At 34.9% G+C, this 14,065-nt stretch carries 10 protein-coding genes; 5 read left to right on the plus strand and 5 right to left on the minus strand.

What is annotated here, in order from left to right; translation table 11 throughout:
* Positions 1–256: 256 nt before the first annotated feature.
* Positions 257–2,458 carry a carboxy terminal-processing peptidase gene (locus P163_RS00175; protein WP_034887687.1) on the minus strand — a complete coding sequence of 734 codons (2,202 nt, stop codon included), beginning with the start codon at positions 2,456–2,458 and terminating at the stop codon, positions 257–259.
* A gap of 147 nt (positions 2,459–2,605) precedes the next feature.
* On the opposite strand from P163_RS00175, the gene surE reads away from it, so the two are divergent.
* From surE to P163_RS00200, 5 genes are read left to right on the plus strand one after another with little or no spacing between them, the layout of a single operon-like run.
* Positions 2,606–3,388, plus strand: a complete 783-nt coding sequence (gene surE, locus P163_RS00180) for a 5'/3'-nucleotidase SurE (protein ID WP_034886702.1) — start codon at positions 2,606–2,608, stop codon at positions 3,386–3,388.
* Positions 3,381–3,662: a hypothetical protein gene (locus P163_RS00185; protein WP_034886704.1), complete on the plus strand. Its 282-nt coding sequence runs from the start codon at positions 3,381–3,383 to the stop codon at positions 3,660–3,662. Before surE ends, P163_RS00185 begins: the two co-directional genes overlap by 8 nt.
* A 12-nt stretch (positions 3,663–3,674) precedes the next feature.
* A complete protein-coding gene (lpxB, locus tag P163_RS00190; RefSeq protein ID WP_034886706.1) occupies positions 3,675–4,790 on the plus strand; it encodes a lipid-A-disaccharide synthase in 1,116 nt (371 codons plus the stop codon).
* Between the two features lie 8 nt (positions 4,791–4,798).
* On the plus strand, positions 4,799–5,371 hold the full coding sequence (locus tag P163_RS00195; RefSeq protein ID WP_034886707.1) for a C40 family peptidase: 573 nt from the start codon (positions 4,799–4,801) through the stop codon (positions 5,369–5,371).
* A gap of 39 nt (positions 5,372–5,410) precedes the next feature.
* Entirely contained in the window at positions 5,411–7,459 is a 2,049-nt protein-coding gene (locus P163_RS00200; RefSeq protein ID WP_034886709.1) for a ComEC/Rec2 family competence protein, read from the plus strand.
* Positions 7,460–7,469: 10 nt separating this feature from the next.
* Here the strand turns inward: P163_RS00200 and P163_RS00205 are convergent, their stop codons facing one another.
* The 4 genes from P163_RS00205 to P163_RS00220 are packed head-to-tail and all read right to left on the minus strand — an operon-like array spanning position 7,470 to position 13,946.
* A complete protein-coding gene (locus P163_RS00205) occupies positions 7,470–8,012 on the minus strand; it encodes a thioredoxin family protein (protein WP_034886710.1) in 543 nt (180 codons plus the stop codon).
* A 45-nt stretch (positions 8,013–8,057) separates the two neighbouring features.
* On the minus strand, positions 8,058–9,839 hold the full coding sequence (locus P163_RS00210; protein ID WP_034886712.1) for a peptide MFS transporter: 1,782 nt from the start codon (positions 9,837–9,839) through the stop codon (positions 8,058–8,060).
* Between the two features lie 7 nt (positions 9,840–9,846).
* Positions 9,847–11,751 (minus strand): peptide MFS transporter, encoded by a 1,905-nt coding sequence (locus P163_RS00215; protein ID WP_034886713.1) that lies wholly within the window; start codon positions 11,749–11,751, stop codon positions 9,847–9,849.
* Between the two features lie 23 nt (positions 11,752–11,774).
* A complete protein-coding gene (locus P163_RS00220; RefSeq protein WP_034887688.1) occupies positions 11,775–13,946 on the minus strand; it encodes a S9 family peptidase in 2,172 nt (723 codons plus the stop codon).
* Positions 13,947–14,065: the final 119 nt, after the last annotated feature.

Consider the following 14,065-nt stretch of genomic DNA (forward strand, 5'->3'; position numbering starts at 1 on the left):
TATCATTGCGGGATATATATACTTTCTTTTCATACTGATTTTATTAATCTCAAAGTTACAGATTAAATTATATACTAATGCAGTACTATTTTAAATCTGACTTAAAATCCTTCTGTACTGAAACAATCCCCGTAAGCTGATATCTCTAGTATCTCAATACACCAATAAAACAGAACTGTTAATTTATTTAGAAAGAAAAACGCTTCAAAAGTTATATTACCTTTGAAGCGTTTTTCTTATTATTTATTTGAGCTATTTAATTCTTAAGAGCTACTTTACCCTTCTTAATATTATTTACTTTAATATCGTCTAGAACATTCACTGCTTCTTCCACATAAGCATCCCCACTTAAACTTTTGTGCCATCTATCTCTTTTCTCCTTAAGAATAGTATCATTCTTTACAAGGTCTAATTCATAAGGCAAAGAGGTATAGTTAAGATTTGAGTTATAATTAGAGATCGCATCAAATTTCTTAGCATCATTTTCTATAAAATCTCTTCTTTCTTTATAAGAGTTATAATTTAAAGAATAAACATCTCTATCACTTTGATCTTTCACCCATTTCGCATTTTGAGCAATCAATCCTAATTGAGCACTTTTCTGCATTCTGGCCTTACTATTTGAAATAGCCTGATCAAAATCTATATAACCACTCCACACTTTATATTTTGCAGGAGCTATTTGATCCCAAGGTAAAGGGTTTTCATTATCCTTCTCCCCTACATCAATATAACTATATCTGTCTGGAACAACAACATCACTCTTTACACCTTCTAATTGAGTAGAACCCCCATTAACCCTATAGAACTTCTGAGTAGTTAATTTAAGAGCTCCTAGGTCTCCATACTCATTACTTCTAACGGTTTGATTAAGATCTATTACATTCTGAACTGTTCCCTTACCATAAGTTTGCTTACTTCCTATGATCACAGCTCTCTTATAGTCTTGCATTGCTGCAGCCAGAATTTCTGAAGCCGAAGCAGAAAGTTCATTTACTAGAATGACCATTGGGCCATCCCAAAGAATACTTGCATCTGTATCTTCTAAGATCTCCTGACCTTCACCTTTAGATTTAACCTGTACTACCGGACCTTTTTCAATAAAAAGACCAGCAATATCTACCACAGTTTTTAAAGAACCGCCTCCATTATTTCTAAGATCTAAAACAAGACCTTCCATTCCTTGCTTTTTAAGACGGATGATCTCCTGCTTCACATCAGATGCTGCATTACGCTCATTATAATCTTCCATGTTAAAATAGAACTTTGGAAGGTTGATTAAACCAAAGGTTTTTCCATTCTTCTCTACAACCGCAGATTTGGCGTACGTCTCTTCCAACTCCACCACATCTCTGGTAATGGTGATATCCTCAATATTTCCAAGAACTTTTTTCTTAACAGTTAAGGTAACCTTAGTTCCTTTTGGCCCTTTAATAAGATTCACTGCATCGTCTAATCTCATACCTACAATACTCACAGGATCTTTTTCCTTTTCCTGCTTTACTTTCAAGATCACATCACCTTCACTCAACTTATCTGTCATCCATGCCGGACCACCAGAAATAACTTCCATAATAGTAATATTATCGCTCTTTTTCTGCAGTCTGGCTCCAATCCCTTCTAACTTTCCAGACATAGCGATATCAAATCTATCTTTATCCTGTGGTGCGAAATAGAAAGTATGCGGATCAAATTCTTCTACAATAGCATTTAGATATACAGTGAAATAATCTTTACGTTCAATCTCTTCGCTAAAATCAAAATACTCATCCATAGCGGTAAGTGTAGATTCTCTAGCTTCTTTCTCTAATTCTGCATCAGATCTTTTAGTTACAGCTTCTACTTTCTTATCTGTTTTGTTTCCTTCCGAAGTAAAAGCCGCAGCGGTATTTTCTTTATCACTAGAAGATTTATTAGCCAATGCTCTTTGTTGATCTTCTTTAAGATCTGCAAAAGTTCCCAGTGTAGTGAACTTCAATTGCTTTCTCCAGCGTTCTTTTAACTCTTCTCGAGAAGATACATATTCTACATCTTCATAATCTGTATTAATGTCCTCTTCTGAAGTAAAGTCGAATGGTTCTGCAAGTATCTCTTTATAGATCACTCTAACTTCTTTCATTCTTGAAACTAGCGTTTCGTGAGTTAGATCAAAAAAGCTTAGATCTTTATTGCGAATCTGGTCGTCAATTTGATTTTCATAAGCAGAAAATCCTTCTATGTCTTTTTTATAGAAAAATCTTTTTAAGGGGTCAATGTCAGATAAATAATCCTTGTAAACTTCTTTTGAAAAGGTATCATCTATACTTTTTGCATCATAATGTCCACGTTCAAGAACATAAGTGATAAGATCCATTAAAAGTTTATCTTTATTTGGATCTTCAAATTTTTTGGTGGTAAAACTGCAGGAAGCCGCGGCCATCAACAGTAACAGGACCAGCACTTTATAGTTCCTTTTCATAAATCGCATAAATTTCAACATTAATAGTAGGGTAATTATATAAAAAATTGTGCCAATCACGTCGAATCTCACAATTTATTTGTTCGACGTCTAAGATAAGCTTTCCTTTGGAAAATATTATTTTAGCAATCTTAAATAAAACAAAAGATGACTCAGAATAAGCCTCTTATCTTAGTTACTAATGACGACGGAATAACTGCACCAGGAATAAGAACCCTCATCGAGGTAATGAAACAACTTGGAGATGTAATTGTTGTTGCTCCAGATAGCCCACAGAGCGCTATGGGCCATGCTATAACTATTAGCGACACGCTTTATTGCGACCCGGTTAAGATCAATGAAAAGTACACTCATAAAGAATATAGCTGCTCCGGAACTCCTGCAGATTGTGTGAAAATTGCAACTCAGGAAATTTTACATCGTAAACCAGACCTTTGTGTAAGCGGTATAAATCATGGTTCAAATTCCTCCATAAATGTAATTTATTCAGGAACTATGAGCGCTGCGGTAGAAGCAGGAATTGAAGGAATACCGGCTATAGGATTCTCTCTTTTAGATTATTCGCTCACCGCAGATTTTGAACCTACCAAAAAGTTTATCAAAGCTATTACTCAAAAAGTTTTAAAGAACGGACTTCCAAAGGGAGTGGTATTGAATGTTAACTTACCTAAACTTCCAGAGGCAGACATTAAAGGGATAAAAATTTGCAGACAGGCTAAGGCCCTTTGGAAAGAAGAATTTGATAAACGTACCAATCCGCAAGGGAGAGATTACTATTGGTTAACAGGAGAATTTATAAATGAAGACAAGGGAGAAGATACAGATGAATGGGCTTTAGCCAACGGATATGTTTCTGTTGTGCCTGTACAGTTCGATCTTACCGCACATCATTATATTCAAGACCTTAATAGCTGGAATCTTAATGATTAGGAAACAAGTTCTAACCGGCCTGTTGATGGGGATACTTGCCACGATAATAGGGATATTTCTATATATCTCTCTATTCTCTGAGCTGGACATAAAAACTACGCTCATCGAGGCCGCAAATAATGATTACTTAGGAAAGGTCATAGCCTTAGGTGCTGCATTAAATTTTATTCCTTTTTTTATATTTATTAAAAAGAATGAGATCTATAAAGCGAGAGGTGTATTATTAGCTACAGTTTTAGTAGCAGTAATCATCGCAATTACAAAAATACTTTAGATTTAGAATGCTATGAAATACTATCTAATTGCTGGCGAAGCCTCTGGAGATCTTCATGCATCAAATTTGATGTTGGCTTTAAAAAAAGAAGACCCGCACGCAGAATTTAGATTCTGGGGAGGAGATCTTATGGAAGCTGCCGGCGGCACTTTAGTAAAACATTATCGGGAGTTGGCCTTTATGGGTTTCTCTGAAGTAGTGATGAACCTTCGCACCATTCTAAAGAACATTTCTTTCTGCAAACAAGACATTAAAGATTACAATCCAGATGCCTTGATCTTTATAGACTATCCAGGATTTAATCTAAGAATTGCAAAATGGGCAAAAGAAGAAGGTATTCCTACACATTTTTATATCTCTCCCCAAATTTGGGCCTGGAAAGAAAACAGAATATCGGCTATTAAAAGAGATATAGACCACATGTATGTGATCTTACCTTTTGAAAAAGACTTCTATGAAAACAAGCATGACTTCCCTATACATTTTGTAGGACACCCTTTAATAGATGCTATTGCTAAGCAAGATCTAGTTGAACCAAAAAGTTTCAAAAAGAAGTTTCAATTAGATGACCGCCCAATTATAGCATTGCTACCAGGAAGCAGAAAGCAAGAGATCTCTAGAATGCTGGAAACCATGCTAAGCATAACAGATAACTATAAGGAATACCAATTTATAATTGCCGGAGCACCAAGTCAAGAACCAGAATTCTATGCTCAATACATTAAGAAGAAGAATGTGCATTTGGTTATGAATAGAACTTATGATATTCTAGGTTTAGCCACGGCAGCATTAGTAACTTCGGGGACTGCAACTCTAGAGACGGCACTTTTTAAAGTTCCGGAAGTGGTTTGCTATAAGGGTAGTACTATTTCCTATCAAATTGCACGTAGGGTGATAAAATTAAAGTACATTTCTTTAGTAAACCTTATCATGGATAAAGAGGTTGTTAAAGAGCTCATTCAGAATGATTTTAATACAAAATCTTTAAGTGCCGAACTCGATAAAATTTTAGACCCTAAAGTTCGCCACACAATATATGAGCAGTATTTTGAGTTAGAAATGAAATTAGGTGGCGCTGGCGCCAGTAAAAAAACCGCAAAACTTATTTATAATACTTTAAAACACTAATATATTTGATGAGAAGCAGAATCCTAACTCTATCTGTGCTATTAATTTTCTCATTGTTCCTAACCTCTTGTGGAGCATCTAAAAGCCAAATTCCTCAAACTAAAGAAGCTCGTAAACTAGCTAAAAAAGTAAAGTTCAATCCTCCTGCTCCAGCGGTAGCTATAAAAACTGCTAAGCCCGAAGAACTTCCTGAAGACAACAGAGTGTATAATATTACCTCTCACGCTTTAGATTACCAAGGCACTAAATATAAGTTTGGAGGAACTACAAGCGACGGTATGGATTGCTCCGGACTTGTTTACACCTCTTTTCTTAAGGAAGATATTCCATTACCAAGAACCTCCAGAGCCATGTCTTTACAGGGAGAGCGATTATCTCTTGACGATGTGAATATTGGTGACCTTCTATTTTTTGAAACCAATAAAAATAAAAAGGTAGTAAACCATGTAGGACTGGTGGTTGAAATTCAACCTGGCCAGATCCTTTTTATTCACTCTACCACTTCATTGGGGGTTATAATATCTTCACTTTCAGAAAATTATTGGTTTGATCATTTTGTTATGGCACGTCGGGTGATCTAAAATTTTAATTATCTTAATCTAGATCTTTAAAATTGAAGTTTGCTCAATTTTACCATAATAAAGCTTTCCATCACCCTACTTATTGGAATTGTGCTGGAGTTTTATTTTAAAATTCCAGTGGATATTCTATTGCCTATAGGATTCTTAATTTTTCTGATTTTTGTTAGCCTATATTTAAGATCCCAGAAATTAAAATTCCCAGATATTTTCTTTGGAGTTTCTTTTTTCATGATGTTTCTGTTTCTAGGAGTTTTTACAGCATCGCTACAACTTCCCTATACTCATGCGAAGCATTATGCTCATACTTTAAATAAAGAATCAAATAACCTTTACACGCTTACAGCTACAGTAGCAGAAGTATTAAAACCAACTTCCAACTACGAAAGATTTATAATCTTCGCCACTAACTTAGATAGGCGTAACACCAAAGGAAAAATTCTTTTAAATTTAAGAAAAGACATTAATTCTAAATCTTTAGAAGTGGGAGACATCCTCGTGATGCCTATACAATTTCAAGACATAAAAGCACCTTTAAATCCACATCAGTTCAGCTATAAAAGCTACTTAGAACGATCTGGAATACTCAAACAAGCTTATAGTGAACAAGAAGACGTTCAAATAATTGGCAGTAATAAGTTCAATATTTTTAGTATTGCTGAAAGGTCTAGAAAAGAGATCATTTTAAAACTGGAGGAAGCAAATTTTACTAAAAATGAATTTTCCATTATAAAAGCGCTTTTACTAGGCGAAAGAAGAGATATTTCGCCAACCACCTTTTCAAATTACGCATCTGCGGGTGCTATACATATTCTAGCGATATCTGGCTTACATATTGGAATACTGTTATGGCTGCTCACTATGATCCTAAAACCCATAGAAAGAATAAAATTTGGTAAATTCTATTCTTTCATGATCATTCTAATTTTTCTCTGGACCTTCGCCTTAATAACCGGCTTAGCACCATCTGTAGTAAGAGCAGTTTTCATGTTCTCAATTATAGCCGTTGGAATACAATTTAGAAGAAACACCAATATAACCAACTCTGTTTTTATATCATTGTTCTTCCTTCTTTTGATCAATCCATATTACATCTATCAAGTAGGATTTCAACTAAGTTATTTGGCAATTTTAGGAATTACTAGTATTCAGCCTCTTTTACAAAAATTATGGAAACCGAAGAACCAGGTTATTTTATATTTCTGGAAATTACTAACAGTTAGTATTGCTGCTCAGCTAGCGGTTTTGCCACTTAGTTTATTCTATTTCCATCAATTTCCGACATTATTTTTCGTGACCAATATAGTAATACTACCATTTTTGGGAATAATATTAGGCTTAGGACTAGTAGTGATCGTATTAAGTCTCTTAGATCTGCTTCCCACAATTCTAATTTATCTTTTTGAATTCATCATTTTACAAATGAATAATTTTGTGACATTCATTTCTTCTTTTCAAGCCTTTGTAATTAAAGATGTATCCTTTTCCATACTCCTATGCTTAACCACTTATTTAGTGTTATTTACATTAATTCAGTTAATATTAAAATGGACACCAAAGCGAATACTAACATTCCTGTTTTCAATCATGATCTTGCAAACAAGCCTGATATTCGAAAAAGCAGAAACAACGCCGTTTAAAGCAATAATTTTTCATTCTACTGAACAAAGTCTAATAGCGATTAAAAAACATCAGAAACTAGCGCTTTACAGTCACCAAGAGATAGACAGTTCGCAGTTAATAATGCTCTCAAGGTTTAATACTGAAGAAAGCATCATATCTACAGAAAGAATTGCTTTAGGGAATGTTTTAGATATTTGGGACAATAAAATATTGATAATTGATTCTTCCGGAATTTATGCTATTCCTACTTATAAACCAGATATCATCATTTTAAGGAATTCTCCGAAGATCAATCTAGACAGAATGCTTGAAAAACTTCAACCTGAAGTTATAGTGGCAGATGGAAGTAATTATAAATATTTGGTGCAACATTGGCACAAAACCCTAGAAAACAAAAACTCCCTTTTTCATGCAACAGCAGAAAAGGGAGCGTATATATTTTATCCTCGAGAAAACTCTTTAAAATAGAGCTAACTATTTAATTCTTAAAAGTGCCTTTAAAATTGCTGGAGTATTTCTCCCAAGCATCAGACGTTGTAAGCTTTTTATAATCATCTTTAGCGATCATCTTTAAAAAGATCTCTACTTGCTCTGGAGTTCTATACCCCATTATTGGCGCGATAACATCGGCATTCTCATCAAAAAAGACCAGACTTGGATAACCAGTAATCTTTAAAGCATCTGCTAAAAAATGCTGACTATTTCTACCTTTTCTATTAGGATCGTGATTTGGATTGGTATACGTGAAATCTTTATAATTAATTTTTTCGGTTCCTTCGGCATCAAATTTTACCGCATAAAAATGCTCGTTGATATATGCTACCACATCTCTATTTGTAAAAGTATTCTTATCCATCATTTTACAAGGCCCACACCATGTTGTATAAGCATCCATCATGATCTTTTTTGGTGCTTTCTTTTGCGCTGCTAGAGCATCATTCATGCTCATCCATTTAATTTCCTGTGCTTGGGTAAAACCAACCACCAACATCATTATAAAAATGCTAATCGTTTTTTTCATGCTATAATTTTAAAAATATGATATTATTCAATTATCATTCCGAAGTTATCGAATATCATGCATTAGTCTTTTCAACAGTGGATTTAATAATGCTACCAGTACTCCACCGGCTATAGGCACTATGGTAAATATTAGGAAAAAAGTTGAAAGGTCATACTCTTGAGTAACCGTTTCTATCATTCCCCCTAAAGATCCTGCTAACTTATTTCCAATGGCTATAGCTAAATACCACATACCAAACATAAAGGCTATCATCCTTGCTGGAACAAGTTTACTAACGTAAGATAAGCCTAAAGGTGACAAACATAATTCTCCTAAAGTGTGTAAGAGGTATGCTAATATTAACCATATCATGCTCACCTTAGCTCCTTCTGCCACTCCGCTAGACCCTAATGCTAAAAGTCCGAATCCCAGACCTAGTAAGATTAGCCCGAAACTATATTTAAATGCTGCAGACGGATTGTATTTACTCTCCCACCATTTGGAGAAGAATGATGCAAATACAATTATAAAGAATGAATTTAGAATACTAAACCATGATACAGTGATCTCTGTGGTATCTGCAGTAAACTCTCTTCCTAACATCCATATAACAAGCGCCCATATCCCCGCAAAACAAATCCCTAAAATTATATTAGAACCCGGAATTTTACTGTAGGTCTGTTTCCATAAGAGATACAATACCCAAGTTATAATTGCCAATGGCACCACAGTTAATAATGCATTCACTACATTAAAAATAGTAGCCGAACTTCCTACAAGCACTCTATCTACATTATCTCTAGCAAATATGATCAAGGAAGAGGCGCCTTGCTCAAAAGACATAAAGAAGAATACTGTAAAAAAAGCGAAGATGATCACCGCTATTAGCCTATCCCTAACTATTGGCGCATATCTCGAAATTCTTGAAATCACTAATATTAAAAATAATATCAGTCCAAGAATAGCCATCCCAATTGGACCACTAAATGGTTCTCCACCTACATTAAAAGGCAAGAATTCTGGAAATAAATTGTAGTTCCCAATTCTAGATAAAGGATCATTTAATAAATAGATAAAACCAATACTTGCAGAAGCAGCAATTAATATCTTATCTACTAATGTAAATGGATTAGGTTTATGAGATACTCCTTTACTTTCCTCTTCACGAAGATGTTTTTCTGCTAAAGCTTTATCTGGCACTCCACCGACTTTTCCAAAAAGAGGTTTAGATAACCAAAATTGAAGCGTTCCTAAAAACATAAAAATTCCGGCAAGACCAAAGCCCCAGCTCCATCCAATTTTTTCAGCAAGATATCCGCAAAGCATCATTCCGAAGAAAGCACCTGCGTTTACACCCATATAGAAAATGGTATAAGCTCCATCTTTTTTATCAGATTTGCCTTCATACATTTCAGAAATAATAGAGGTAATATTAGGCTTAAAGAAACCCGTTCCTATTACTAGCAATCCTAATCCAAAATAGAGCGAAAATTCGGTTTCCAAAGCCATAGAAGCATGACCTAGCGTCATAATAGCTGCTCCTATAATTACTGCCCAACGATACCCTGTAAACTTATCAGCAATTAAACCACCTAGTATAGGCGTTAAATATAGAAGACCTGCGTAGGTACCAAAAAGAGCTCCTGCATTTTCTGCAGACCAGCCCCAACCCGGGTTATCTACTCCTACAATTGCCATGGTTAAGAAATTCACTAAGAGAACTCTCATTCCATAGAAAGAGAATCTTTCCCACATTTCTGTAAAGAACAATACAAAAAGACCTGCTGGGTGGCCCAACACATTACTTTTAAAGAAATCTGTTGGAGTTACTTGCGCTGTTGCCATTTACACCTTAGTTAAAGTTCTTTTCACCTAGATCATACTGCTCTTGTTCTGGCAATTCTCTCTCATCATCTTCCACTCCATGTGTAAGCCTTTTTAAAGGTTTTAGAAGCAGGATTACCAAAAGACCAAATATTGAGGTGAATATTGTAATTCCCCAAAAAGTAGCATATTCCATATCTGTTTGAAGCTCTTCTACTATAAAGTTACCTTTATAACCATTCTTCTCATCCCCTTGCTTAAAATCTATTAAGATATGGTAAGGGTTCTCTGCTGTAACATTTTCTTCTTTTAAGGTTTCGATGACTTCCTCTGTTCTCTCTTCATTTTTGAATTTAATAAAATTCAATATAGGCTGACTATTATCCAACGTGGTCACCTGAAGTTCACCATTTTCCTCATACACATTTCCAGCAAGTCTAAAATCTTGTGTTTTGGTTATAATAGAATCATTGATCTGTAAATTTTGAGCCATTTGTGAAGTGGTTGCATTAAGTTCTACAACCATAGGCTCTCCCTGAGAAAATTCACCAATAACTCCAGCAACTTTATTTCCAAGTCCTGTAGCGGCAAAGTAAACTCCCATCATTAATGAGGCATATTTTACCGGCGCCAGCTTAGTAATAAAAGATAGCGCTACTGGAGAAGAGCAAAGCTCTCCAATAGTGTGCAATAAATAAGCTAATACCAACCAGTACATAGCTGCTTTCTCATCATAAGGAGTATAGCTTTTAGCTGCCATTGCCATAAAAATAAATCCAAGTCCCATGATAATTACACCCGTAGCCATCTTAAAAATAGATGATGCTTCTTTGTTCTTAAGTTTACGCTTAGCCCAGAAATTTGCAATTATTACCCCAAAAATAATAATGAATAAGGCATTTAAAGATTGGAACCATGTTGCAGGAACCTCATTTCCAATTAATGGAAGTGTAAATGGTATAGATCTGTTAGTCTTATCGAGCGCATAAATATTCATTAATCCACCAGCCTGTTCAAAAGCTCCCCAAAAAACAACTACCAGTAAAAAAGATAAGATCATCACAACATAACGATCTTTCATTATTTGTGTGCTCAAGTCTTTATAAACCATCAACATTAAGGCGGTTACCAATGTTAAAAATATATATAGCAATCCATATGGTAAAGATTCAAATATCAGATAGTATAGAGACCCTGCCATTAATACAGAGGTGATTACCAATTGTAGAGGTGATTTTAAAAGATCTGAGAACAAATTTCCTAAAGAGGCACCATCTGCCATTTCTGTTTTAGACAATAGATTTCCAACATTGGTTAGGTACTTCTGCCCCCATAAATAAACCAATAATCCTAACGCCATTGCAATTCCGGCAAGACCAAATCCCCAATGCCATCCTATCTGTTCTCCAACATAACCAACAATTAAACTGGAAAGGAAAGCCCCAAGGTTAATCCCAATATAAAATATGGTAAAACCTTTATCTCTTCTAATATCTCCTTCTTTGTAAAGACCACCAACCATTGTAGAAATGTTTGGTTTTAGCATTCCAACTCCGGCAATAATCAATCCTAAACCGGTGTAAAATGCCCACATTTCTTCTACTGCAAGTATCCCGTGTCCGGCAACCAATATGATACCTCCTACGAGTACTGTCTTTTTCTGACCTAGCAATTTATCTGCTATGATACCTCCGGGAATAGAAGCAACATATACCAACATAGTATACCAACCGTAGAGTGCAATTGCCTCTCCACCTGTCCATCCTAACCCTGCGTTGCCACCTGTAGTTGCACTAACAAGATAAAGTACAAGTATTGCGCGCATTCCGTAGTAAGAAAAACGCTCCCACATTTCTGTGAAGAATAAGATATAAAGACCAACCGGATGCCCGAATAATTCTTTTTGATTAACTGGAGGTGCAGTATTTGCCATTTATTTAAAGTTAGTTTAGGTTATTATAAATTCTCTTCGATGAAATTCGTCATTTTGGTATACAAGTGTAATCTTGTATTTCCACCATAAATTCCATGATTCTTATCTGGGTAAATTGCCCAATCAAATTGCTTGTTAGCCTGTATTAAAGACTCTATTAATCTCATACTGTTTTGAACATGAACATTATCATCTCCAGAACCATGAACTAATAAATATTTTCCTTCCAATTTATCTACATGGTTAATTGGAGAATTCTCATCGTATCCTGTTGGATTTTCCTGAGGAGTTGTCATATATCTTTCAGTATAGATGCTGTCATAAAATCTCCAGCTTGTAACCGGTGCAACAGCAATGGCCATAGAAAATACATCGTTCCCTTTTAAAATAGCGTTGGTAGACATAAAGCCACCAAAGCTCCATCCCCAAATACCAATTCTGTCTTGATCTATATAATTACGTGCTCCAAGTTTCTTTGCAGCAGCAATTTGATCTTCTAATTCAAATTTCCCAAGTTCATTTTGAGTTACTTTTTTAAAGGCCGCACCTTTAAAACCAGTTCCTCTTCCATCTACAGAAGCTACTATGTACCCTTTATCTGCCAAAAGCTGGTACCAATAATCATTAGCTCCGAAATAAGAGTTTGAAACCGTTTGAGATCCAGGTCCAGAATATTGGAACATCAATAATGGATATTTTTTAGACTCATCAAAATTAGATGGTTTAATCATCCACATATTTAATTCATTCCCATTAATCTCTATAGTAGAAAGTTCTTTTGCAGAGAAGTTATAAGCCTTCTCTTTTTCTAATAATGCTGAATTATCTTTTATTACTCTAACTAACTTTCCAGATTTAGCATCATGCAACGTATACTTGTTTGGTGTGGTAGTATTTGTGAAGGTATTGATGAAGTAAGAATAATCTGCGCTAAAGTCTGCACTATTGGTTCCTTCATTCTCAGTTAGCCTTTTTTTGTTCTTTCCATTTGCCTTGATAGCATACACATCTCTGTTCACACTTCCATTTTCTGTACTTTGGTAGAATACGGTTTTAGACTTTGGATCAAATCCGTAGTAATTGGTTACTTCCCACTTCCCTTTAGTGATCTGATTGATCAGTTTTCCATTCTTGTCGTAATGATAAATATGGTTCCATCCATCTTTCTCACTAGTCCAGATAAAACTATTATCATCTAAAAATGTAAGATTATCGGTAACATCTACGTATGCTTTATCAGAATCGTTTAAAACCACTTTAGACTCGTTGGTTTTAGTATTCACAAAAATAAGATCCAGATTGTTTTGATGACGATTCAACACCTGAGCGCTTAATACATCAGCATTGTTGGACCATTTAATTCTAGGAATATAGAAATCATTGTAATCTCCCAACTTTATATCATTAGTTTTTTCAGATTGAAGATTATAAACATGCAGTGAAACCTTAGAATTTGCTTCACCCGCTTTTGGATATTTGAAAGTAGAAGAAGTTGGATAAAGTTCACTTCCGAACATATCCATTGAAAATTCTGGAACCTCTCTCTCGTCAAATTTTAAGAATGCAAGTTTAGATCCGTCCTTATTAAAATCAAATGCTCTAACAAAAGCAAATTCTTCTTCATAAACCCAATCTGTAACTCCATTAATATTTTCATTTATCTTTCCATCTGTAGTTACTTGCGTTTCTTTACCAGAAGCAAGATCTTGGATGAAGATATTATTATCAAAAACATAAGCTACTTTAGAACCATCAGGAGAAAAAGTAGGCTCCTGCACTTTTCTATCGGTTAACATATTCAATGATTTTGAAGACATATCATAAACATAGAAGATACCACGAGAAGAATGTCTGTAGATCTGTTCCATATCTGTTCCTAATAAAACCTGCGCTTCATTATTGCTTAACTGATAACTAGAAAACCTGTTCACATCTTGAAGGTTCGCACTATTTACTAAACTTCTTTTCTTTTCGCCAGACTTATATGCGTAGACATCTATACTTGAAGTTCCTTTGGATCTATCCTGATTTAGAACAATATATTCATCTCCATTATTTAAAGAATTTAGAGACTCCAAGCGTTGCTGGCTAAACTCTCCATTCCATATTTCTTCTAGACTTACTTGTTTTTCCTGAGCGAAGATCGCTGAGGTTCCTACCATAAAAAGGGCAAGAAAAAATTGAGATAATTTCATAAAATGTTGAGAATATTTTTTGTAGGCCAAGTTTACTAAAAATTGAGCAAAAAACACCCGTTTTGTGTGTTAAATACTAACAATTTGTTAATGTGAACCACTGGTTTTTCTAATTAAAT

Origin of the sequence: Gillisia sp. Hel_I_29, from assembly GCF_000744275.1 — a bacterium.
In the GTDB taxonomy this organism is placed as follows: Bacteria; Bacteroidota; Bacteroidia; order Flavobacteriales; family Flavobacteriaceae; genus Gillisia.

Coding starts and splice junctions, on each gene's coding strand:
- P163_RS00175 (WP_034887687.1), bottom strand. CDS start 2,458: ATGAAAAGGAACTATAAAGTGCTGGTCCTGTTACTGTTGATGGCCGCG.
- surE (WP_034886702.1), top strand. CDS start 2,606: ATGACTCAGAATAAGCCTCTTATCTTAGTTACTAATGACGACGGAATA.
- P163_RS00185 (WP_034886704.1), top strand. CDS start 3,381: ATGATTAGGAAACAAGTTCTAACCGGCCTGTTGATGGGGATACTTGCC.
- lpxB (WP_034886706.1), top strand. CDS start 3,675: ATGAAATACTATCTAATTGCTGGCGAAGCCTCTGGAGATCTTCATGCA.
- P163_RS00195 (WP_034886707.1), top strand. CDS start 4,799: ATGAGAAGCAGAATCCTAACTCTATCTGTGCTATTAATTTTCTCATTG.
- P163_RS00205 (WP_034886710.1), bottom strand. CDS start 8,012: ATGAAAAAAACGATTAGCATTTTTATAATGATGTTGGTGGTTGGTTTT.
- P163_RS00210 (WP_034886712.1), bottom strand. CDS start 9,839: ATGGCAACAGCGCAAGTAACTCCAACAGATTTCTTTAAAAGTAATGTG.
- P163_RS00215 (WP_034886713.1), bottom strand. CDS start 11,751: ATGGCAAATACTGCACCTCCAGTTAATCAAAAAGAATTATTCGGGCAT.
- P163_RS00220 (WP_034887688.1), bottom strand. CDS start 13,946: ATGAAATTATCTCAATTTTTTCTTGCCCTTTTTATGGTAGGAACCTCA.